General features: G+C 41.3%; 18 protein-coding genes. 5 read left to right on the forward strand and 13 right to left on the reverse strand.

Annotated elements, in window-relative coordinates; translation table 11 throughout:
• Positions 1-141: 141 nt before the first annotated feature.
• From C3Y93_RS03665 to C3Y93_RS03685, 5 genes are all read right to left on the reverse strand, one after another.
• On the reverse strand, positions 142-2781 hold the full coding sequence (locus tag C3Y93_RS03665) for a bifunctional aconitate hydratase 2/2-methylisocitrate dehydratase (protein ID WP_096900892.1): 2640 nt from the start codon (positions 2779-2781) through the stop codon (positions 142-144).
• Between the two features lie 296 nt (positions 2782-3077).
• Positions 3078-3347: a hypothetical protein gene (locus tag C3Y93_RS03670; RefSeq protein ID WP_004973220.1), complete on the reverse strand. Its 270-nt coding sequence runs from the start codon at positions 3345-3347 to the stop codon at positions 3078-3080.
• Positions 3348-3547: 200 nt separating this feature from the next.
• Complete coding sequence (locus C3Y93_RS03675) at positions 3548-3907, reverse strand: hypothetical protein (RefSeq protein WP_104852111.1); 360 nt, start codon at positions 3905-3907, stop codon at positions 3548-3550.
• A gap of 114 nt (positions 3908-4021) precedes the next feature.
• Positions 4022-8533, reverse strand: a complete 4512-nt coding sequence (locus C3Y93_RS03680) for a translocation/assembly module TamB domain-containing protein (protein WP_104852112.1) — start codon at positions 8531-8533, stop codon at positions 4022-4024.
• Positions 8534-8554: 21 nt separating this feature from the next.
• Entirely contained in the window at positions 8555-11356 is a 2802-nt protein-coding gene (locus C3Y93_RS03685) for an autotransporter assembly complex protein TamA (RefSeq protein ID WP_104852113.1), read from the reverse strand.
• A gap of 175 nt (positions 11357-11531) precedes the next feature.
• Here C3Y93_RS03685 and C3Y93_RS03690 point away from each other — a divergent pair, with 175 nt between their 5' ends.
• Both C3Y93_RS03690 and coq7 read left to right on the forward strand, forming a co-directional pair.
• Positions 11532-12851 (forward strand): MFS transporter, encoded by a 1320-nt coding sequence (locus C3Y93_RS03690; RefSeq protein ID WP_104852114.1) that lies wholly within the window; start codon positions 11532-11534, stop codon positions 12849-12851.
• Positions 12852-12855: 4 nt separating this feature from the next.
• Positions 12856-13491, forward strand: coding sequence for a 2-polyprenyl-3-methyl-6-methoxy-1,4-benzoquinone monooxygenase (coq7, locus tag C3Y93_RS03695; RefSeq protein WP_004973212.1), 636 nt, complete (start codon positions 12856-12858; stop codon positions 13489-13491).
• Positions 13492-13804: 313 nt separating this feature from the next.
• Here the strand turns inward: coq7 and C3Y93_RS03700 are convergent, their stop codons facing one another.
• From C3Y93_RS03700 to C3Y93_RS03735, 8 genes are all read right to left on the reverse strand, one after another.
• On the reverse strand, positions 13805-14242 hold the full coding sequence (locus tag C3Y93_RS03700; RefSeq protein WP_004973211.1) for a 2-amino-4-hydroxy-6-hydroxymethyldihydropteridine diphosphokinase: 438 nt from the start codon (positions 14240-14242) through the stop codon (positions 13805-13807).
• The gene (folB, locus tag C3Y93_RS03705) at positions 14199-14579 is read right to left on the reverse strand and encodes a dihydroneopterin aldolase (protein ID WP_004973210.1); all 381 of its coding nucleotides are present in this window, start codon (positions 14577-14579) and stop codon (positions 14199-14201) included. The genes C3Y93_RS03700 and folB overlap by 44 nt, the downstream gene beginning before the upstream one ends.
• 152 nt (positions 14580-14731) lie before the next feature.
• A complete protein-coding gene (locus C3Y93_RS03710) occupies positions 14732-16030 on the reverse strand; it encodes an ABC1 kinase family protein (protein ID WP_026438367.1) in 1299 nt (432 codons plus the stop codon).
• Positions 16031-16088: 58 nt separating this feature from the next.
• Complete coding sequence (locus C3Y93_RS03715) at positions 16089-16817, reverse strand: HesA/MoeB/ThiF family protein (RefSeq protein WP_104853237.1); 729 nt, start codon at positions 16815-16817, stop codon at positions 16089-16091.
• Between the two features lie 164 nt (positions 16818-16981).
• Positions 16982-17692 carry a hypothetical protein gene (locus C3Y93_RS03720; RefSeq protein WP_158660383.1) on the reverse strand — a complete coding sequence of 237 codons (711 nt, stop codon included), beginning with the start codon at positions 17690-17692 and terminating at the stop codon, positions 16982-16984.
• A 253-nt stretch (positions 17693-17945) separates the two neighbouring features.
• The gene (locus C3Y93_RS03725; RefSeq protein ID WP_104852116.1) at positions 17946-19592 is read right to left on the reverse strand and encodes an AMP-binding protein; all 1647 of its coding nucleotides are present in this window, start codon (positions 19590-19592) and stop codon (positions 17946-17948) included.
• Between the two features lie 276 nt (positions 19593-19868).
• Entirely contained in the window at positions 19869-21005 is a 1137-nt protein-coding gene (locus C3Y93_RS03730; protein WP_004973203.1) for an acyl-CoA dehydrogenase family protein, read from the reverse strand.
• Between the two features lie 148 nt (positions 21006-21153).
• Positions 21154-21924, reverse strand: a complete 771-nt coding sequence (locus C3Y93_RS03735; protein WP_104852117.1) for a 3-hydroxyacyl-CoA dehydrogenase — start codon at positions 21922-21924, stop codon at positions 21154-21156.
• 142 nt (positions 21925-22066) lie between these two features.
• Between C3Y93_RS03735 and C3Y93_RS03740 the strand changes: the two genes are divergently transcribed.
• The 3 genes from C3Y93_RS03740 (at position 22067) to C3Y93_RS03750 (ending at position 24818) form a co-directional block, all read left to right on the forward strand.
• Positions 22067-23092, forward strand: coding sequence for an AraC family transcriptional regulator (locus tag C3Y93_RS03740; RefSeq protein WP_213064882.1), 1026 nt, complete (start codon positions 22067-22069; stop codon positions 23090-23092).
• Between the two features lie 260 nt (positions 23093-23352).
• Complete coding sequence (locus C3Y93_RS03745; protein WP_104852119.1) at positions 23353-23703, forward strand: hypothetical protein; 351 nt, start codon at positions 23353-23355, stop codon at positions 23701-23703.
• Positions 23704-23906: 203 nt separating this feature from the next.
• A complete protein-coding gene (locus C3Y93_RS03750; protein WP_004973196.1) occupies positions 23907-24818 on the forward strand; it encodes a bestrophin family protein in 912 nt (303 codons plus the stop codon).
• The last annotated feature ends 96 nt before the right edge of the window (positions 24819-24914 follow it).

The raw sequence follows: 24914 nt of genomic DNA on the forward strand, positions 1-24914 counted from the left end.
GCTGTTTTAAATGTCATTCATTATTAGATTGAAATTTTACGCATAAAAATAAGGGCTGAATAATTAGCCCTTATTTGATCTTGCTTATCGCTCAACACTCGAACAAATCATAGATTTGCTCTTGCGTTTGCTTTTCCTAACTTAGGTCAACTGAGCAGCAGCAATTTTCTTGGTGTCTACATTCGCAGCAGCGTCTGTGTAGCTTTCCATCTGGTCAAAGTTCAAGTACTTGTAGATGTCAGCAGACATGCTGTCGATTTGAGAAGCGTACTGTTGGTATTCTTCTGGTGTTGGTAACTTACCAAGTACCGCTGCAACAGATGCAAGCTCAGCAGAAGCTAAGTAAACGTTTGCACCTTGACCTAAACGGTTCGGGAAGTTACGTGTAGAAGTAGATACTACAGTTGTGTTCGGTGCTACACGTGCTTGGTTACCCATACATAATGAACAACCTGGCATTTCTGTACGCGCACCCGCTTTACCGTAAGTGTTATAGAAGCCTTCTTCCATAAGTTGACGCTCGTCCATACGAGTTGGAGGCGCTAACCATAGACGAGTAGATAAAGAACCACCAGGAACTTTGTCTAATAACTTACCAGCAGCACGGAAGTGACCGATGTTTGTCATACAAGAACCGATGAATACTTCATCAATTTTGTCGCCTTGAACGTCAGAAAGAAGTTTTGCATCATCTGGGTCGTTCGGGCAGCAAAGGATTGGTTCTTTGATGTCTGCAAGGTCAATTTCATACACTTTAGTGTATTCAGCGTCAGCATCAGCTTTAAGAAGTGATGGGTTCGCTAACCATTTTTCCATGTTCTCAACACGGCGAGCCATAGTACGCGCATCGCCATAACCTTCAGAAATCATCCACTTAAGCATGGTGATGTTTGAACGAAGGTATTCAGCAACTTTCTCTTCAGAAAGTGTGATAGAACAACCTGCAGCTGAACGCTCAGCAGAAGCATCAGACAATTCAAATGCTTGTTCAACTGTTAAGTCAGTTTCCATTTCTGTTAAGTCGATTTCTAAGATACGACCAGAGAAGATGTTTTTCTTACCTTTCTTCTCTACAGTTAAGTCACCTTCTTTAATTGCGTAGTAAGGAATCGCATGTACAAGGTCACGTAAAGTGATACCAGGCTGCATTTTACCTTTGAACTTCACAAGTACAGACTCAGGCATGTCAAGTGGCATAACACCAGTTGCTGCAGCGAACGCTACAAGACCAGAACCCGCTGGGAAAGAAATACCAATTGGGAAACGAGTATGCGAGTCACCACCAGTACCTACTGTATCTGGAAGAAGCATACGGTTTAACCAAGAGTGGATAATACCGTCACCTGGACGTAAAGAAACACCACCACGGTTCATGATGAAGTCAGGAAGCGTGTGTTGCATTTGAACGTCAACTGGTTTTGGATACGCAGCTGTGTGACAGAAAGATTGCATTACTAAGTCTGCAGAGAAACCTAAACAAGCTAAATCTTTTAATTCGTCACGTGTCATTGGACCTGTTGTATCTTGAGAACCAACAGTAGTCATCTTAGGTTCGCAGTAAGTACCTGGACGAACACCTTGACCTTCTGGAAGACCACAAGCGCGACCTACCATTTTTTGAGCTTGAGTGAAGCCTTTGCCTGTGTTTTCAGGTTGTACTGGAGTACGGAACAAAGTAGATGGTGCAAGACCTAAAGCTTCACGCGCTTTAGCTGTCAAACCACGACCAACGATCAAGTTAATACGACCGCCTGCACGTACTTCGTCTAGAAGCACTGGAGTTTTAAGTTCAGATTCAGCGATTTGTGCGCCGTCTTTGAACGCTGTTACTTTAGCAGCAGCATGGTCGATTTTAAGAGTGATTTCATCACCCATGTTCATATTAGAAACGTCGATTTCTACTGGTAAAGCACCCGCATCTTCCATTGTGTTAAAGAAGATTGGCGCAATTTTACCACCTAAGCAGTAGCCGCCATCTTTTTTGTTTGGAATGTGCGCGATTTCATCACCGAAGAACCAAAGTACAGAGTTAGTTGCAGACTTACGAGAAGAACCTGTACCAACAACGTCACCCACGTAAGCAACTTGGTTGCCTTTCGCGATAAGGTCTTTGATTTGGTTTAATGGACCAACTTCACCAGGAACTTCTGGGTTGATGCCATCACGTACGTTTTTCAACATTGCATTTGCGTGCAATGGAATGTCTGGACGACTCCATGCGTCTTGTGCAGGTGACAAGTCGTCAGTGTTGGTTTCGCCAGTAACTTTAAACACTGTAAGTTTGATTTCTTCAGGTACATCTTTACGGCTAGTGAACCATTCAGCATCAGCCCAAGATTGTAAAACTGCTTTCGCGTTTTCGTTACCTGCTTTTGCTTTGTCTGCTACGTCATGGAACGCATCAAATACAAGCAAAGTGTTTTTCAATGCTTCAGCTGCTAAGCCAGCCAATTCAGCATTGTCTAAAAGCTCTACTAAAGGTGCTACGTTATAACCACCAAGCATTGTACCTAGTAAATAAACTGCGCGCTCTTTAGAAACGAGTGGAGAGGTTGCTTCACCTTTTGCTACAGCAGCTAAGAAAGCAGCTTTAACGTATGCCGCTTGGTCAACACCTGCAGGTACACGGTTTTCAATCAAATCAACCAAATAAGCTTCTTCGCCTGCTGGTGGATTTTTTAATAATTCAACTAATGCAGCTGTTTGCACATCATCAAGTGGCTTCGGTGGGACTCCGAGTGCGGCACGTTCTTCAACGTGTTGGCGGTAAGCTTCTAGCACGGTGTTATTCCTCTTTTTTAAAAAATTATTTGTGAATTCCTGCTTTTAAAGCATCACAAACAATATGGACTGCAAAATTTTACTAAACTTCCGGTTAAAAGTTAATGCAACTAGAGTGTTTCTTTGTGATGCCCATTATTTTATAACTAAATGATGCGCATATTGTTCAATTTACAGACAAAACACGACTTAATTTCAACTTTGTCTGTATGTACACTAACTTTTCGCCTAAAGTTTAACTCGTAAAAAAGGCAACACTCATGTTGCCTGTTCTAATGAGTGAATGATATTCCACCTTAGTGTACTGTCGTAGCTTGAAGATAGTGCTGTAATTGTTCGCGACTACCTTCAAACTTGAGTTGAATTTCATCTTCATGCAGCATACAGTGTTCTGCACTGGTAAATGAAATTTGAACTTGATATATCTTTGCAGGTGCATCAATTTGCTGACGTAAATACACCCGATCACCTAAACTTAAAACATAATGACTGCCGCCAATTACCGCGACACCTTGTTCATCTTCTAAGAGCAAATCTGCATTATGCAGGTAAGCAACCACTTCCATTATGCGCTCCTACTGTTTTTGTTATCTTTTTAATTATTCATGAAAAAGATAAGCTTTGCCAGTTTTAAGATTTAGAACTTGTCACAATTTATTTGTTATTTATTTTAGTTTTAGACGCTTGATTTACTTAGGCTATTTTTGATAAAAGATATAGAGGTACAAAACATATTTCAATTTTAATTCATAAAAAAACCGTTCTTTTAGAACGGTTTGTAATCAGGCATTTTATCATGCGGGGTCGCGATACATTTTTCAGTAAATTGCGTACGGACTTTTTCACGTGCCGCATCAACATCACCATTAATTTCTTCAAGTGGCAATGCATATACTTGCTCAATAATCTCTGAGATAAAATTACGGGTAATGTCATCTTCAATTTTATTGGCATGCTCAATGGCACGTTCTTTTTCAATCGCATTTTGACGATCTAGCATGATGGTACGCGCAGCATTGCCAACACTTCGGCAATAGCCTTGCCATTGTTCTTCAGGGGTTAAGGGTTTCTTTTCTGCACAACCCATTAATGCAAGCACTGCAGTCACCACCAAAATCTTTTTCATTGAAGCTCTCCTGTTGTGCTTATGATAATCAAAAGTTGACATAAATACGAAACTATCCATGCACAAGCTTAAAAAATGCGCTCTGATAGAACGCATTTTTAAGTGAGGTTGCCGTTAGAAGCGCCAGTTATAGAAAATATCCACTGCGCGTTCTAAAGCTTGGCTGGCTTCCAAATACAGTCGTTTATTCATTTGATAACGCAAAGTCAACTTATTGACAGGTGTGAAAACCCCCACGCCATAACGAATAAACAAGTCTGGGGTGATATAACCCGTCAAACTGACTTGGGTATCATCGCCTGTACCTTGGGCATCAAGTGCCAAACCACTTAAACCGAATGTACGTCCAATTTGATTGGTCAAGGCACGTGTACCACCCAATCCCATACTAATACCTGCCGCTGCAATAGTATTGTTGACGTCTGACTTAAAGCTTTCGGTCTGACTTAAACCACTGGCACCTTCATTGATACGACCTGTAATCAAAGCATTTAATGCTTCTTGTTCAGATAAGCCTGCATCGTTATACACTTGAATGTTCGGACTGCTGGCTGTGCCTGTAACTCTAAAGCCGACCATGCTGCCCTGTACATTTTTATTGGCATCCATATCTAAAGTTGGGTTAGAAATTGGGCCATTAAAACGCGCAATGGCACGGTTCAAATCCAGACTTTGTCCATAGGCTTCAATTTTCACACGCTGGCTGACCCCAATCGCACCATTGGCACGCATCGCAGTTTCTAAACCACGTTGAGATAAATACAAACGTCCAATCAGTGGAATACGGCTATTAAAACCTTGGAAAATGACCCGATCACCCAAATTCAATTCAAGATCGGCACGAATATCCCATGGACGAGCTGAACGTAATAATGCCAGTTGATCTTGTCCTTCATGTACCACACGCACATCCGAAGACACGTTAACCACAGGTGCAGACACTTCAGGCATAGAAATTAAAGCCCGAGGTACATCTACACGTCCTTTTAAACTCAGTTTTTTCTGGAAAGGTAAAACATCTAAGGATACATCTGGCGTAATCATTGCAGTAATTAGCGGTGCTTGACGAATTAATAAGTCTTTACCGTTTAAATTTAACTGAATACGCGGATCATTTTTCCAATCCACACTGCCCGTTAAACGCCCTACACCACCACCGCTGTTAAATGCGCCATTAATGCTGGCTTGATCTTGGCGGATAGAGGAATAGACCTGCACATTGGTCAGATTTACAGGTAACGAAATCATGCTGATCGCACCATCTTTCAGGCGAATTTCACCTGTGAGCAATGGTGAAGTTAAAGTCCCATTGATCTTGCCAGCAAAGGACAAAATGCCTGCCATTGAGCGCACATCGGCAATAAACGGTTTAAAAACTTTAAGTTGTACCTGATCAAAGGCAATTTCACCGCGCATTGGCATGTTTTTAGTGTAAGGATCAATCAGCACATTGGCATAACCTGTACCAATTTCAGGTGTTTTCACATCTATGCGTAATTTCAAGCCTTCGGTAATGCTTTTTGCGACCACAGCCACTTGTTCATAGCGCAAGGTTGAGCCTATATCTTGTGGATCGTCCGCAGCAAGTCCAATGACGCCATCACGTGTGACCAAATGTGCATCAATTTTTGGCTTCTGTCCTTTTGCCCACGCCGCTTTGGCATACCCATTAACCTTGCCTGTAATCGCCAAACCTTCAGGCATAAATGCAGAAAAGTCATTTAAGTCTAAGTTTTGAGTCACAAATGATGCATTGGCTTTGGTTTTACTCACACGAATAGGTTGATCAAAACACAATTGGCTTTGCTGACTCATCCAACAATGCGCACCAACATACAACTCACTGGTTCTATGTTGATATATCACGGCCGCGTTTTGGCGCTGTGCCAAGTGGGTTCTTAAGGCGTCAAAATCTCCTTTCTGAATTTGTCCCATCCAATCATTTTGTGCATTTAAACCACCCGCCAATTGTACATAAAACTTACTCAGCTTATTTTCGGCTTCTAGTTTTAAAATATGTGCCTGACGTGTACCTGCTAAAGAAATCTGCCCTTGCTCGATGCCACGGTTGCCACTGCGTAAATTTTCCATGGATGCCGTCATCAGCGTTGGCGTATTTTCAGAGGTTGGCAATTCACCTTGTAGGCGCAATTTACGCACGCTGAAAATATTATTTACACTGAACTGATCAACAGCGAAATTGGCAGTGGCTTGTAAGCGTGGCTGCGACTGCACATTGATATAGCCATACGCACGTCCACGTAAACCTGAATAGATTTCGTATAAAGCAGGCGCATTGACTTTAATACGCAGATTTTGTGCATTCCCCGTTGCTTGTAACTGATTTTTGGCATAAGACAAAAATAGATTATTGGCTTCAAACTGTTGTGGTAAAAAGCCTTTTTGATTAGCATCAATCAACATGGCTAAATTCCCCGTACCACGTACAGGTTTATTATTGAGCATGCCTGCCAAATTCAGACGTTCAATGTTGATCCGTTTTTGAGTGTCTGACCAAATACCTTGAGTGCGAATATTGCCCGATAATTCACCACGTACACTGGACACAAAATAGTGCGGCTTAAAGCGAATTAAAGAAGTGTTTAAATTCCAGCTCACCCCCTGATTCAAATGCAGCAAACCATCCGCCACAATTTGCCCTGCAACACCTTTATGGCGTAAGTCGCTAATTTTAATTAGTTCCTGCGTACCCGATAATTTTAGTTTTAAATGTCCTTCACTGCCTTGAATGGCACTGGCATTTAACCCACCATCATAATTCACGGCAAAACTTTTAAAGCCACCACCAGCTTTCACATCATGGAACAATAAAGCGATGGTGCTTTGCCCAGTTAAATGTACGTTTTCATTTTGATTGACCAAACGCCCTGTCAAATTAATGTCTTTCAAATGAATAATTTGCTGATTCGGCAATGCAAAACCATTGGCTTTAAACTGCCCATTTAACACATTAACAGGTGCTGCGGTGCTGATACTTTGCGGATTAAAGTTTTTCGCAGCCAATACCGCATTCCATTTCAACTGACGTTTATCAGTTGGTAAATCAATGACGGCGCTGCCTGCCAAATGACTATCTGCAGTATCAAATTTAAAATTAGGAATATTTAAACGATTATTCTTTAAATTCAATTTGGCTTGGTACATGCCCGCAGGTAACATGGTTTTTTCATGTGTGCTGACTTTACTCGCCACAAAAATATCTTGCTGACCTTCTACCAAGGCCAATTGCACATCACCCGATTCACTTTTCAACCAACCCACATACGGCACAGCACGGTCTATGTTGTTCCAGCGCACATCAAGCAACATCGGATTTGCCGCTTTGCCCTGCGCAGGTTTTTGATCGAGTTTTAAATTCCAAGTTTCATATTGGTCAAAATCGACTTGTGCAGTTAAGTGTGTGCCTTTTTCCAAATGACCTTTAGATGCTAAATTGGCATCTAAACTTGGCGGTAAAAAGTCTTTGACCACTTGAGGAATTAGTGGATCTTTAGGATTAATTTTATCCAGACGTCCTGTTAAATCCCAATTGACTTTTTTATCCCAACTGACAATGCCCGCTACATTGGCAGCACCTTGCATAAGTTGTGCATTTAAATTACTGATATTCAGTTGATGAACTAAATCGGTATACATCAGACCTGTATATTGACCTTTAGGGATGTGTTTACCGCTCAAATCCGTATTGACATCAATATCTAAACGGTTAATGTCGCCTTTAAATTTGGCTGCGCCCGCTTGAGTAAAAAGTTCCTGCTCGGTCAAAATCGGCCAACGGTAATCTTTAAATTGTAACTCACCAAACATTGGCACTTGTTTGCGCATAGGGTGCAACACCACCCAACCTGTGAGCAAGTCAGGCGTATTTGTTGCAACACCTGCCTGAATTGTATCGAGCGTGCCTTTGCCAACCACTTTAATATCGTGAATATTTAAGCTGTTATGTAAAGATGGAATATTTAAAACCCCCACCACATTAAGCGGATATTTACCCTCAAACTTCATATTGCCTGTGGCATTACGTACATTCAAATACTCCATATCAATCTTGGAGTCTTCAAATTTAAGCTCTGTGCCTGACCATAAGGCATTGTTTAAATGAATATCGTAAAAATCGACCTGAGTTCCAGAAGCGGTTTGAATCAATAAATGATCGACATCGGCAGTATCTAAACGCAAAACAAAGGGTAAACGGATTTCATTGAATTTGAATGGATCATCACTCGGTGGGCCTTTTGGATAAATCCGCAGATTACGCACATCGGCACGGTTAAGATGGATTTCTTTATCTAGTATGGCACGCCAACCAAGAATGACATCGGCACGGTCAATTTTGACATCAACAGGTTTTAAGCTGACGATGATATTGCGCAAAATAATCCCGCGCCATAAATTACCGCCTTCATATTCATATTGAATAATTTCTTGGCGCTGCAATACACTATCTAATAAGAACTTTGAGCCACGGTCTGTTGAGAACATCAACACCAAAGCGGACACCAATAACACCAGCATCAACAGCAGTGACAGTAAAACACTCCTGAATATTCGACGCTTTTTAGGTGGCGTTACTGGAATTTCTGGTTGCTGTTCAACTTCAGCCATAATGTTCTCTAAGTCTTAAATTTATAGTTGAGAGCCAATAAAGAAATGTAAACGGATTGGATGATTGTCATCTGAAATGCCAGAAGCCACATCTATCCGAATTGGACCAATCGGTGATGCCCAACGCACCCCTAGACCTACGCTATATTCGGTGTCGTTGCTAAAGTCTTTATCGTAAGCATTACCAAAATCACTAAATACGGCTGCGCGCCAACCCTCTTTAAATTGATAGTTATATTCTAATGAACCTACTGCCAAAGCCTGACCACCAATTTTAAAGCCTTCGATTTGTGGTGATAAAGACTTGTAGTCAAAGCCACGTAAAGACTGGTCGCCTCCGGTAAAATAACGCAAGTTATACGGCACTTTATTAAAATCTTCGGTGTAGATATAACCTAAGTCACTGCGCCCGACAAACTGATGGTCGTCGTTTTCACCCAAGGAGTATATAAAACGCCAACCTGCATTCAGAATGGCTAAATCTGCATCACTGAGCAGTGATTCACTTCCTAGTTCTACTTTATAAATTTGACGGAAACCTTTGCTTGGATTAACACGACGGTTGCTGTCGGTACGTGAAACTTCATAGCCAAGTAATAACGATTGTTGCTCGAAGTCTCCATTGGCAATAAACGCTTCACGTTCTTTTGTTAAAAACACAGGGCCATCTTCGGTCAAGCGATCTAGTCGATAACGTAAACCAAAAGCATGTTGCCAACTGCCCATTGGTTTTTTAATCACACGGTCAACACCTGCAACCGCAGACTCAATCATCAAGCCACCACCTTGTGCAACATCGTCACGTTCTTCACGCTCATAACCACCCACCAAAGCAACATAATCATTCAGTGGATGGTTATAAGGAATGTTATAGCGACCATCAATGGCTTGACGAATTTGCGAAAGCTCCAAGTTAGCATCGAATGAGTGACCACGTTTATTGACAATGGCACGGCGATATTGCCCACGCAAACGCACGCCTGTGTCAGTTCCAAAACCTGCACCGACTTCGGCACTATTTAAGCGGTCTGCATTTAAAGTCACAATCACAGGAATTTTTTTGTCGATACGTGCCTGTTGTTTTAAGCGTTCTTCTTCCGATTGTTTATCTTCTTGCTGTGTTTGTAGTATGCGCAATTTATCATTACTGGTGCCTTCTTCTGTGCCTGCAAACTCAGCTTCGTTCACCACAGATTGTGTCACTTCCTGAGATGATACCACCCGTTTTTGATCGGCTGCTGTGGCCTCGTAAACGGAGAGTTTTTGTTGATCGACCAAAGCCTGAATATCAGGCGGTAATTCCAAAGGATGCTCTACAGGATCAGGGCGAATTGTATCCACCAAGGTGTAGTTAAAATAACGCGAGTTGGTGAGATTATTGGCCAAACCATTCACACGCCAAAAAGTATAGTCGGCATTGTCCTGCCAAGTGACCAAACTTTGCAGAATATCCATATCCAAAGGAAATTCTTTGTTTGGATCGCTCATACGAAATTCGACGTTACCGAGTTTATAACGCTCACCTGTTTCGTAACGTAAATTGATATCGGCTGTATTTTGAGGTTGAGCGACTTTCACGTCATGCAGACGCCAGTAACTGTCAAAATAACCGTTATCTGAAGCTGCATCAGTAATGCGTTTTTTGGTTTGTTCATACAAACCATGGTTCAACACATCATCTACTTCTTGATCAGGCAAGACACCAATAACCTGAAATTGTGCCTCGTATTGTCCTTCGCCTGTAAATTCAATATTTTGCTGTTTAATCGCCACAGGTGGATTTGGCACAACATGCACTCGCACGCGGCTATCGCTGAGTTTTTCAAACTTAAACTCGGCATTATAGAAACCCACCGCTTGCGCAGCCTGATTTGACAACGTACGTAATTGTGGCAATGCAGATGGAAAATCTGCAAAAGATTCCTGGGTAAAACTGGACAATTTAGCCTTAATATTGGCACTTAACTGATCTACCGCTGCACGATAAGCATCGGGCGACACTTCTCCAATTGAGTCTTGTGTACCATTAGCGCCATTTGCGGTAATGACTACATCGGCACTAATACGCGGCACTTTGGCTGTGTTTAGCTCACGCGGTGGACGGACTCTATACAGTAAACGTCTGAAAAAACCGGGTTTATCGGCATTTTCGACCTGCGTCATCCAACCCAATTCAGTCAAAGTGTCTGAAGGATTGGCTTCCACTACGAAATTTCTGTCTGCCTGAATGCTTGTCATGAGTTGATCAACATTTACAGGCGCTTGATCAATTTGTAGCACCTCCTGCTGTGTCGCATTTTGCACCAATGTTTCAGGCTCTTGACCATTGCGGTCTAGCATCGCTTCTTGTTTAGCTTGTTGGGCTACTTGAAAAATTTCATTGGCAAGTTGCTGATCTACAGGTGCAATGGGTAAATCTTCTAAGTCTTCAAATTCGATAGGCTGAAATTCAGCAAAAGATGCCCCTGCCTGTTGTTGCTGTTGCAGCATTTCTAGACTATTAAATTCAGGTGTTTGCGCTTGCTCTAAAGCTTCTTCTATTTTTTGTAGATCTTGGGCACTGTCTTTACCTTGTGCTGCTGCCAGTTGTTTAATTTCTTCAGCTAAATTTTGTGCTTCTTCTGTAGTTGGAGTCTGCAGTGATGTAGGATTTTCAGCGAGTTGGGTGTTGGAGTTAGATACCTTAAGACTTTCTGCAAAACTTGAGGATGCAACTAAACCTAAAAACAGACTTAGTCCGAGCTTTTTCGGCATATTCCAGCATAAAATTGCATGCATACTGGAACACAGTACTGATTTTTTAAAGTTTGTATTTATAAGCATAAAAAACTCTAAACTGATTTAATTTTTATGGAAAAACCCCAATGAACCCGCGTACAAACACCAATTTATTTGATTTTTTCATCAGTGAAAAGACTTGAAACATCATACATGATTTTCTGTACTATTATATCAAGCGGTCACATTTCTTAATAAAACTAAACGAAGTTAATCACGCATGGAAAAAAATGAACATTTGTTGAGGAGTCGTCGCTTTTTGCCGACGTTTCTCACTCAATTTTTTGGCGCACTCAATGATAACGTGTATAAACAAGCGCTGCTTTTAGTCTTTACCTATGGTCTGATTAGCCAGCAATCTGCAAATGTCAGCACCTTGAATAATTTAGCAGCCTTGTTGTTTATTTTGCCGTATTTTATTTTTTCTGCCACCGCAGGACAATTAGCAGACAAGTATGAACGTGCCCAATTGGTGCGTGCCATCAAACTGCTTGAAATTGTCATCATGCTGATTGGTACCGTTGGTTTTATTTTAGGAAATTTGTGGCTATTGCTGATTGCCTTATTTTTAATGGGCGCACAATCGACCTTTTTTGGCCCAATCAAATATGCCATTTTGCCTGAAGTACTCAAACCGCATGAACTGATGTCGGGCAATGCAATTTTCCAGTCAGGTACATCCATTGCAATTTTATTGGGGATGATTTTAGGCGGTGCAGTGATTTCGGTATCTGCAGGCAATTTAGTCTGGATTAGCTTAACTGTGGTGATTATTGCACTAATTGGTTATGCCTCAAGTCGTTTTGTGCTGACGCAGCGCGTCACGGCACCCGACATTCAAATTGACTGGAATTTTTTCCGCACCAGTTTCCAGACTTTAAAATATGCCAAAAGCCTGCCGATGATTTTTTTGATCTTACTTGGAAACTCTTGGTATTGGTTTTATGGGGCAACGTATTTAACCCAAATTCCACAACTCACTCAACAAAACTTGCATGCTTCTGAAAACGTGGTGAGTTTATTACTGACGCTCTTTTCTGTCGGTATCGGTGTGGGTTCTTTGCTCTGCCGTAAAATAGGCGGTACAGACGTTAATATTAAAATGGTGCCTATTGGCGCAGTCGGTTTAACCGTCTTTGCTTTTTATTTGGCAGGCGCATTGGCTTTTGTACCAGAAAAAACAGGTGCGCTATTGGGCTTAGCCGAAGTCTTTCAGCAAGACTGGAGTTATTATCATGTCATGTGTGCAGTCACTTTACTGGGCATTAGTGGCGGTTTTTACATTGTGCCCTTGTATGCCATGATGCAAGCCTATTCCCCTCGCTCGCACCGCGCACGTGTGGTCGCAGCCAACAATATTTTAAATGCGGTATTTATGGTGTCATCTGCCATTTTTTCGATTTTAATTTTAAGCATTTTAAAAATTGATTTAAAAATTTTATTTAGTATTACGGCTGTTTTAAGTGCTGTTTTCACCTTTTGGCTCTTGTTAAAGCTCAAGCCAATGTTAGATACTGCACAGAACTCTTTGGAGGATTAATTTCATGCGTCATTACACAGGCATCGACAAGTTTATTCATTCATTTGACCAAGCCTTACGTAGTTTAGTACCTGGCACAACTTCGGCTCAACGTGAAAACCCGGGCAATACGGTTGAAACCAAATTGGCTGTGAGTGAAGCACGTCATGTTGCAGGCTTAATGCGAGTAAACCATAGTGGTGAAGTCTGTGCACAAGCCTTATATCACGGTCAGGCTTTAACTGCGAAATTGCCCAATGTACGTCGTGAAATGGAACAGGCTGCAATTGAAGAACAAGACCATTTGGCGTGGTGCGAAGACCGCTTAAAAGAGTTAGACAGTCACACCAGTTTGCTTAATCCTGTATGGTATGGCTTGTCTTTTGGGATGGGTGCAATTGCAGGTATTGCGGGCGATAAATACAGTTTGGGTTTTGTGGCAGAAACTGAACGTCAAGTCAGCTTGCATTTAGAACATCATATTAGCCAATTGCCTGAACAAGATGATCGTTCACGTAAAATTCTAGTCCAAATGAATGAAGATGAATTGCATCATCGCGATACGGCGCTCAAAGCAGGTGGTGTAGATTTGCCTGTACCTGTACGTTTGACCATGACTGCGATTTCCAAGCTCATGACCAAGACCAGTTATTATATTTAATGAATTGATAACACTTAAACGCTCACAATTGTGGGCGTTTTTTTATGTCATTGGAATAGAAAACATCTCGATTAAAACGATCAAAAAATAACAGAGAAAGAGCCGATCTTGAGTTATCCCAAGATTTATCCGCAGATTTTGTGGATAGTTTTTAAGTGCAAAGCCGTATAAATACAGAAAAATATTATTTTTGATGGTTTTTCATACAAACATATCAGCAAGATATGACACAATGATGTAAGCCGAAATCAGATCACGTATCACAGCCAAAATTTAAAAATGCATCACTGATCTGCCAATTTTACTGGCTGATTTACTCTTCACAACTCACAATGGGATAGTCATGCGCAGAATGCACAAAAGCCTCATCTTGCCAAATATCCCACATTGGAATTTTAACATCTAAAGCAAGTGGCATTTTTTTCGGATTGAATTGCATTTGAGCTAAATTTTCACCCCACGCAATAATATCAATATCCAGCGGAATGTCATGCGATGGGCGCACACGCCCTGCTGCAACTTCCAATTCCTTAAGGATGACGTTTAGATGCTCAAAGCTTAAACGGCTTTTTAGCAAACAAGCAGAATTCCAATAGTCTGCACCAATTCCATCACGGCATGGAATCAGATAAATGTGCGAAAAATGCACTTCACCCAATGCAGCAATTTGCTGATAGGCATTTTTAAACTGACGCGGTGCTTCGCAGTTACTCGCCAGAGCGAGGGCAAAAATCGTTTCGGTGGCGTTCAAGACGAATTCCTACAGAATTGGCTTCTGGAATAATGGCAGGTTTGCGAATGGTGATGGTAATGGATTCAATGGCGGCAAAAGTCGTAAAAAGTGCATCCAATACCAATTGTGCGGCATGCTCAATCAATTTGGGCGCAGCCTGCTGAATCACTTGCGCTGAAATGCTGCAAATTTCTGCATAATTGAGCGTGTCTTGCAACTCATCTGAAGCTGCAGCTTGGCTTAAATTGGTGGCAATAATCAAATCCAACATAAGCGGTTGTTGAATCTGACGCTCCCATGCAAAACAGCCAACGACTGTTTCTACCTTTAAGCCTTCAATGATAATTGCATCCATGACCACACTCTATATTTCATTTTAAATCCTTCTATCTCTGTCTATTGAAAGGGATATTTGCCGTATTTTAAAGCCACACTGAACTCATAAAACAAAAGATCGGTGGCTTTAAAACATGCAACCAGAAGGCTTGATTCGCCCAATATGGATAATTAATGCTTTAACAACAAATTCGGATCAATGCTTTGTACCATCTGCAATCGTTGATCGGCATAAATATCGGTATAAGGTGCTAAAACGCGCATGAAACGGTCAAAGTACAGCATTTGCTTGAACAGTAAAGCAAAGTCACGCGGGAAACGAATCCCATGACGCTCACCCACAGCAACCATATCGAGCATAATGTCATTTAAATCTGCAGGGTTAGAAGTCAGCAACTCTTGAGGATCGGCCAGCAATACGCCACTAAATAAACGCTCTAAATCTGCTGCCAAAACCTGAGTATCAATTTGCTTGTCGGTCATGCCCATTTTGAGCATATTTTCAGCCATAAGCGTGTAGTTGGTATTTTGTAGAGCATCCATAAAAGCCATACATGCAGTCCACACTTCAGGATTCAGCTGTCCAACAATACCAAAATCAATAAAGCCGACACGCCCATCTTCAAGCAACATCAGGTTGCCTGCGTGTAAATCGGCATGGAAACTGTTACACATCATCAAGCTACCAAACCATGTATTCATGGCAGTAATCAACACTTGCGATGGATCGTTAGATACTTGTTTCACCACGTCAAAATCGGTCAAAGGTACGCCATACAAACGCTGCATGGTCAATACGCGACGGGTGGAATATTGATGATAGACCTTAGGTGCAGTGGCTTTTGTATTTTGGGTTAAATTCAGATAATTAATAAAATCATCTAGGTTACGTGCTTCTTCAATAAAGTCGACTTCACGCACCATACGGGTTTTGATTTCTTCGACAATATCGGCCAATGACGCAAATTTGACTTTAGGTACAGCTTTTTCGAGCAGTTTAGTCGCCCAGTGCAAGACGTTTAAATCGGTATAGAGAATGGTTTCTACACCCGGTTTTTGCACTTTAATCACTACATCTTCGCCACTCACCAATTTTGCAGCATGTACTTGTGCGATAGATGCTGAAGCTAAAGGCTTTTCATCTATTGAGGCAAATATTTCATCTAAATTGCGCCCTGCAAATTCAGATGCCAATACTTGCTGTACATAGCTAAACGGTAAAGTTGGAGTTTGGTCTAAACAACCTTGAAATTCTTCGACATATTCACGTGGGAACAATGACGGTGTACTGGCAATAAACTGCCCAAGTTTAATGTAGGTTGAACCTAAAGATTCAAATGTTTCGCGCATGAGTTTGGCATTACTTGGCTTTTCAGTGGCATATTTAATGCCTGCTTTGGCTGCCACTACGGCAGTTTCACCCATGCGAGCAACTGAACGTAAACCATCTAACCAGATATTATTTTTCATCATGTCTGAGTCATATTAAAGTAGTGAGAGTTTAACAAAAAATTGCCAAGTAAAAAGGCTATCTTGCCTGACAAACTGGACAGTTGTGGTCTTGATCAAACGACAATAAGCGTTGTTTCATGCTTAAACCATCCCAAAGTAATAGCTTTTGTTTCAGCGCGGTGTTGCCTAAACCCAAGTACAATAAGGCATGATGCGCTTGTAAACTGGCCATGACGTTGGGAGTGGTTGCCAATACGCCACTGTCAGCGCAGCGCAAACTTTCATTGGCATGTTGTTCTTTCGGGAACAGACATTCATAGCAAGCAGAGTCACCTTCGACCATAAACATTTGCCCTTGAAAACCAATGGCAGAGGCACTGAGTAAAGGTACATTCAATTGTCGGCAATATTGATTGACCAAATATCGGGTACTGAAATTATCACAACCATCTAAAACCAAATCTTGCTGGGCAATTAAAGTGCCTGCATTTTTCGCATCTAACAGCGTGGTTAAACTGACAATTTCGATATAAGGGTTAATTTGCATTAATCTTTTTGCGAGAATTTCGGCTTTATAAAAGCCTAAATCTGCGGGGGTATAGGCGATTTGTCGTTGCAAATTACTGGTTTCAATCACATCAGCATCAATCAGGGTGATTTTACCTACGCCTGCACGCGCTAGTAATTCTGCGCTTAAACAACCAATCCCGCCACAACCTACAATGAGTACATTGGCAAGTTTTAATTTTTCTTGTGCTTCAATATCCCAGCCATCCAATAAAATTTGTCGGCTATATAGATGCATTTCTGCATCGCTCAATTCCAACTGAGTATCGAATATGCTTTCCAAGAAAATACCCTATTCTGCAAAACCAAAACGCCAAGTATAACGGTTATTCAAAGCAAACCTCCATGACGGCGGTTGAATTGTTGCGTATTTGCACAGATGGGAGATGTGCAACGACTTGCTTAAAAGTACATCCGCATGCCTACGTTATAAGTAACGCCATCGGCATCGCCTATATATTCGTTATAATAAGCAATTCCACCATTCCAATAACATGCCGTATTCCCGACTTTGTCTGAGGTTGTCCCATCTTTACAGGTGGTATTCGAGGTGCTGTCATATAACCATTTATAACCGGCAGTGGCGTAAATCGAGAAATCAGGAACAAAGTTCAAACCGACTTCTACGCCCACAGGTAAAGTGACAAAATTGACATCATTGGCAAGCAGCTTTGAACTTGCGCCGCTATAACCTAGACCTGCGTATGTATTGAAATAAAAACCATGATAGCTGATCAGGTTTAAATTCCCGCCCATATTGAATTCATAATAATCCAAATCGTATTCATTGTTTTTTAAGAATTCCAATCTGCCATAAAAACCTGAGCGATGTGGCGTGGTGGAAACACCCAAAGCAAAACCATCTAGTTCTACTGTATCGCCACTGTCAAAATCTGCTTCAAAATTGGCGTATTCGGCAAAGACTGCATAATTTTTTTGTGGCGTTTTTGCTGCTGGATAGCTGGAATAGGCTGTACTTTCAGCAGTTGGCGCTGGGTTCCAGTTTTGTGCATAACTGCCAGAGGCACACAACAGTAAAGCTGCGCCCATCCATATCGACTTCGTAAATATCCGCTTTGACGGCTGCGTGAAATTTAAATGAGCTGTTACCATGATGTTCTCCCCCAATATGTATTGCGCTGCCTACATGCTTTTATCGTAATCGAAGTACATGCAGCCTTGTTCATTGTGTCAGCATAAAGTTGAAAATATCACATCACCAATATGATGCACACATTTTCTATCGATTGAGTTCGTGCTTGCATAATCGGGTGGTTTAAATAAAGAATACAGATTTAAAAACGCCAATCTGTATGAATGGCGTTTTTCTTATGGCGCAATAATTAACAGGGCCTATTGGCTGAATTTAGCTCACTTTTTTAAAAGCATTTTGTTTTGCAATTTCTTGTTGCTTCAATAAATTACGCTGAATTTTTCCACTGGATGTTTTAGGCAAACTGCTGACAAATTCAATTTCTTTAGGATAGGCATGTTTCGATAAGCGTGAACGCACATACTGTTGCAGCTTTTCCTGCAATGCAGTGCTTGGTTGATATTGATTTTTTAACACCACAAAGGCTTTTACCACTTCTGTACGCTCTGGGTCTGGCTTACCAATTACTGCGGATTCAAGCACTTCCTCACATTCAAGCAAAGTACTTTCTACATCAAAAGGCCCGACACGATAACCCGAAGTTGTAATGACATCGTCTGCACGACCAATAAAATCAATCCCACCAAATTCATTTAAACGTACCGTATCACCCGTTAAATAATACTGTCCCACAAATGATTTACGGTCATCCCCATCGTAACCTTTGAACCACATTAAAGGCGATTGTGATTCATCCAGTGCAAGTGTGCCAATTTCGCCGTGAGCGACTTCCTGATGCTGTGCATTTAAAACCGCGAAACGATGTCCGGGAATAGCATAACCCGCAGAACCTACTTTTTTCTGATGTTCCAGTGCATGATGATTGGCAATCACCATCCCCAATTCGGTTTGTCCATATTGATCATAAATATTGACTTGTAAATCATGCTTAAACCAATGAATCACTTCTGGTGTGAGCGGCTCGCCTGCACTGCTAACCACACGCAGATGTCGTTGAATATCACCATCAAACTTTTCTTTAAAACCAAAGAACATTCTAAATGCGGTTGGTGAACCTGTTAAATTACTCACCTGATATTTACGGATAATTTCCAGTGCATGATCAACACTAAATGGACGTTCATCCATAATAATGCTATGCCCCAAACTCAGTGGCCCTGTAATACCGTAATACAAGCCATAAGCCCAACCAGGGTCGGCTAAATTCCAAAATGAATCTTCTGCTCTTAAATCGACTGCATGCTGCATATAACCTTTAAATGCCACAATGGCTTTTAAAGGCACAGGTACAGATTTAGCTAAACCCGTAGTGCCTGATGTAAACATCATCAGAAAATCATCTTCAAAACTGCGATACACGGTTTCAAAGTAAGTGTCTTGAGTGCTTAGAACTTGCCAAAAATCTGTATCATGGTTTTGAGCTTGATTTGCTGCGTCCACAGTTAAAATTTTCACATTAGACAAGGCATTTAGTTTTGGACGCTGCTCAGTATTGGTCACAATGAGCTGCGTCTTTGCAGTTTGAATACGGTGCTCAATCGCTTTAGATTCAAAGGCTGTAAATAAAGGCTGATACACTGCCCCAATGCGCCATGTGGCAAAAACCGTAATTAACAATTCAGGCGTACGCGGCAATAATCCTGCAATACAATCACCTGCTTTTAAGCCCAGTTGAGTAAAATAATTTGCCAATTTTCCAGATGCTTCTGCCAGTTGATCAAATGTCCACGATGCAGTTTGACCGTGTTTGCCTTCCCAAATTAAGGCAGTTTGGTGAGTACCCGTATAGCGTCCGCAACATTCTTCATAGGCATTAAGTGCCGTTGGCGTTCCTGCCAATTGGGTTTGAATCAGTTGCTCAATATCAAACTGTTGATATGCCTCTTGCAAAGTTTTCATTCTTTTAAGCTCCGTCTTAAACTGATGACACTGCAATTCATTTGCAGCAATATGCGTTATTGTTTTAACCGTTTTTACAAGTTAGGATTGAATCGCTCTTTAAAATTTAAATTAGGTTTGCTGTGTTGAAGTCGATCATGCAACGCAATCACGACATGATCTTCGCGTATTTTTCAATCAAGTTAGCTAAACATGATTTGAACATTTTCTCAATTTCCACATCCTGCAATAACCTTGCAAGCTTTGGACACCGACTAAAGTTTTAGATACTCAGCTTTAACGCTTAGTCACTTCACGTGCAATCACCAAACGCTGAATATCGGATGCACCTTCATAAATTTGGCTAACGCGCACATCGCGGTAAATACGTTCAACTGGGAAATCAGATACATAGCCATAGCCCCCATGTATTTGAATCGCATCTGAACACACACGCTCTGCCATGGTTGAAGCAAAAAGCTTGGCCATAGATGCTTCTTTTAAACACGGTAAGCCTGCATCTTTGAGGCTTGCGGCATGTAGAATAAGCTGTCGTGCAGCTTCAATCTGTGTTGCCATATCTGCCAAGCGAAACGCGACTGCCTGATGTTGCACAATTTCAACTCCAAAAGCTTTACGCTCATTGGCATAGTCCACGGCTGCATCTAAAGCTGCTCGCGCCATACCCACCGATTGCGCGGCAATACCAATACGCCCCGACTCTAAATTAGAGAGTGCAATTTTGTAGCCTTCACCTTCTTGCCCCAATAGGTTTTCTGCAGGAATACGGCAGTTTTCCAACACGATGGTGGCGGTATCGGAACAGTGCTGTCCCATTTTGTCTTCTAAACGTGCCACGATATAACCTGGTGTGTTCGTCGGGACTAAAAAGCAGGAAATGCCTTTTTTACCCGCAGTTTTGTCCGTTACAGCAAAAACTAAAGCAACATCTGCATATTTGCCTGTGGTGATAAACTGCTTGGTGCCATTTAAAACCCAATCCTCGCCATCTTTTTCAGCTTTACATTCAATCGCGCTGGCATCAGAGCCGACTTGTGGTTCAGTTAAACAAAAGCAGCCTAACCATTCGCCTGTTGCCAGTTTAGTTAAATATTTTTGTTTTTGCGCCTCTGTGCCGTAGCGTTGTGTAATTCCGCATGGCAATGAGTTTTGCACACTCACAATCGTTGAAATTGCACCATCACCCGCAGCAATTTCTTCTAAGGCTAAAACGAGAGATACATAATCTAAACCTGCACCGCCCCATTCTTCTGCAACGGTCATGCCCAAAGCACCTAGCTCACCTAGTTCCTTTAACTCCTTTGCAGGGAATTCAGCAGTTTTATCACGTGCTGCTGCAGTTGGTTTAAGCTTTTCCTGTGCATAACTGCGCAGCATATCCTGAATCATTTTTTGTTCATGGCTTAAAATCATGGTGACCCTCTGTGTATATGGTAGATGTTGTTTTTGTCAGGAATGCGCGCAACATCCTTGTGCTGTATTGCAACGGTTTTTTAGTATCCAGTTTTTCAATACTTGAATTTTTGCTTAGGCTATTTTATGGAGATAGCATCGTCATAACTTATTTCGGTTGCATACGAATTGCGCCATCCAAACGAATCACTTCACCGTTTAAATAACCATTTTCAAAAATATGACCCACCAATTGCGCAAATTCTTCAGGCTTTGCCAAACGTGGTGGAAATGGCACCATTTGCCCTAAAGCATCTTGCACATGCTGTGGAAATGCTTTCAGCATCGGGGTTTCCATAATACCAGGGGCAATCGTCATCACCCGAATGGCTTCACGTGCCAATTCACGTGCCAAAGGCAGCGTCATCCCCATAATTGCACCTTTCGATGCAGAATACGCACTTTGTCCAATCTGCCCATCAAATGCTGCAACCGAAGCAGTATTCACAATCACACCACGCTCTTCTTCATCGGCGGCTAAGTCATATTTCGCCATCAGTTGTGCCGCAAAACGGATCATATTAAAACTGCCCGTGACATTAATATTCAGCACTTTTTGGAACATTGCCAAATCATGCAAACCATCACGTCCCAAGACTTTGGCAGACGGTGCAATGCCTGCACAATTCACCAAGCCATTTAACTGTCCGTATTTTTGCTCAATATGGTTAAAAAGCTGCTGTACTTGGTTTTCATCGGTCACGTCTACAGCTACGAAGTCTGCATTTTCGCCCAATTGCTGTTGAAGCTGCTGCCCAAGTTCTTGATTCATATCAACCAAAATAACTTTTGCACCTTGCGCAACTAAATGTTGTGCAGTCGCAGCGCCTAAACCCGATGCACCACCCGTGACCACACAGACTTTTCCTTGAATTTTCATTTTATTTTCCTTATAAATTTTCAGGTTGATACAACTTAAGAAACAGATTAATCACACTCAAGCTAGAGTACAATTTCCAAACCCTGCATCGACTATGATGTATTTGAACACTCAACTTGTAAATGGAATACCACGCCATCCCATGAATGCAACTCAGCTCACTTACAGCAAAGGTACAATTTCAATTGCTTTAGTCCATGAAGCTTTGCATACTGCACAGCAACGCGGTATGGATACGCATGCGATTTTGCAGACGGCGGGTATTCCTGCAGAGCTGTTACATTCCAACAAAGCGAGGGTGTCAATTCTGCAATATGGTCAATTGTGGATTGCACTGGCAGATACCATGAATGATGAATTTTTTGGCATGGACAGCCATGCTATGCGTCGTGGCAGTTATCAACTCTTGTCTAAATGGGTGTACCAAGCAGAGCATTTAAAGGCCGCATTACAGGACATTTTAAATTTCTTTAATTTAATACTGGATGATTTTTCAGGTGAATTAAACGTAGATGGTGAATATGCAATCTTAACCATTCACGATAAATATCAAGTGAAACCGATGTTTAGTTATGCCACATATTTAATGCTGATTCATGGCTTGATGTGCTGGCTGACAGGACAACGTATTGCTATCTTAAACATGCAACTCAAATGTGCTGCTCCGCAGGATGATGCTGATTATCGTGTCCGTTTCTGTGACCAAATTGAATATGCGTGTACAACGCATAAGATTTATTTTGAGGCAAAACATCTTGATTTAAAAATCAAGCAGGATAAAAAAAGCTGGAAACGCTTTTTAAAACAAACGCCTTTTAATCTTTTAGTGCGTTATAAAAACCCACATGCGCTGAGTCATAAAATTCGTAAACAATTAATGCGATTGCCGCCGAGTGAATGGTTAGAGCTGAACGAATTAACCCAGCATTTCAATATGTCTGAAGCGACGTTCCAACGGCGTTTAAAGCAGGAAGGCACTAGCTATCAGCAATTAAAAAATGAAATCCGTCGAGATACGGCAATCGAATTGTTGAGCAAAACCCAACAACCACTTCAAGAGATTAGCGATCAATTAAATTTCCATGATCCTAGTGCTTTTCATCGTGCCTTTAAAAAATGGACTGGGGTCAATCCTGGTGCATATCGACAATATACCGAAAGCTCATAATTGAAAGCTCATAATTGCGTGACTTATCACCTACTACTCAGCCACTATTTTGTGTATTTTACAAACAACTTAATTATAAAAGAAAACTCATCGCTGTGATTTCAAGGTTGAGCAGTGAACTGGTCGTTCATCTGCACTGCATTGTCAAAGTATTAAATTTAGTTTACTTTTCAATCATTTTAAAGCATAAATTTTATGCAATTCGGCTGTCATACTCCCCCTGTAATATTAAATGTACGAGCATCTTTGGAGGTTTCCCCATGCTTAAGATGATGGATGTACTTGAACACAATCTAGTTCAAAATTTCTCTCACTCCCTCAACCAAGCTTCTGACCAATTAGATGAATTACTCAATCAAAGTATTCTAAATACCTCAGAAGAGCAGTTACGTAATGTCATGTCTGCGTTTTTCAAACGTGAAGATGCACTTGAAGCAGCGCAAGCCCTAGATATTTGCCAAGAAGATTTACAATCTTTGCAAGCGGGTTTGGCTCTCAAAGATGAACACCTGTGCGATACCGCTAAAATTGTTGCGCTATGTTTGGCTTTAGAAACAGACAGTTTGGCACAAGTTGAAATTCCTGACTGTTTGCAAGATTACCCGATGTAAACTAAAACTTCGGGTATTCATTTGCTGAAAGTATTTAAAAAGTGATGTCTTCATGGCATCACTTTTTTATTGGCTGTTGCAATAATAAATAAGAAAAATTGACTTTAAGCCGCTTGCTGCTTTTTGAATCAAAAGCTAGCTATCATCTTGCCAAGCGTTGTTTGTCTATGAAACACTAAGGACAGCTTCAAGGATGCATCAAGATGATAATTCGCAATAAAAACAACAGTTTTACCCTACTGTTTGCATGGTATGGGACAATTTTACCCACGGTCTTACCTGCACTTGCAATTGTGGTCTTCCTTTCTACGGTTTTGGTGTACTTATCTTCTCACCACTTTTTTCAAGTGCCGAGCGTACCAGCCATTGGCTTTACCATTTTCGGTATTATTTTGTCTATTTTCCTCAGTTTTAGAAATAACGCCAGTTATGAACGTTGGTGGGAAGGTCGAAAATTGTGGGGGACGTTAATTGCAACATCACGGCATATTTCACGTGACTCATACGTACTGCCAGATCAACAGCGTCGGGTCTTGATGTATCGGGTCATGTTGTTTAGTAATTTATTGCGTAACCGTTTACGCAATCAAAACCAACCTATCGATTTTTATCAAAACAAAGTCAACCTCACATCTGCAGATTATGAAGCATTATTTCCGCATATTAATGCCGCACAGTTTATTTTAGAAAGCATTCAAAAAGAGTTAGTCAGCGCACTGAAAACAGGTGAAATTTCCGATATTATTTATCAAGGCTTGAATCAACATATTGTTGAATTGGGTAATGTGCAAGCAGGTTGCGATCGAATTCTCAGCACACCCTTGCCTTTTTCTTATTCAGTCTTGTTGCACCGCACTGTGTATTGCTTCTGCTTTATTCTGCCTTTTAGTTTAGAAGCAAGTTTAGGAATCTGGACACCAATTTTGGTGGGTTTAATTGCCTATTTATTCTTAGGTTTAGATGCTCTCAGCGAACAACTTGAAGAACCTTTTGGCCTGCAAGACAATGATTTACCGCTCAACTCCATGGTGCGATTAATTGAACGGGAAATGCTGAGTTCACTTGGCGAAGAACTGCCACCTGCAATTTTGGCAGTGAAAGGCAACCTAAGCTGACATCAGTTGAGTTGAGGCTCATAAATTGGCCTTGCACTTAAACTTTGCTAATCATTCGTCTATGTTTGCAAGCTGATAAATAGATCTCACAAGATT

The organism is Acinetobacter sp. SWBY1 (assembly GCF_002946595.1).
Lineage (GTDB): Bacteria > Pseudomonadota > Gammaproteobacteria > Pseudomonadales > Moraxellaceae > Acinetobacter > Acinetobacter towneri.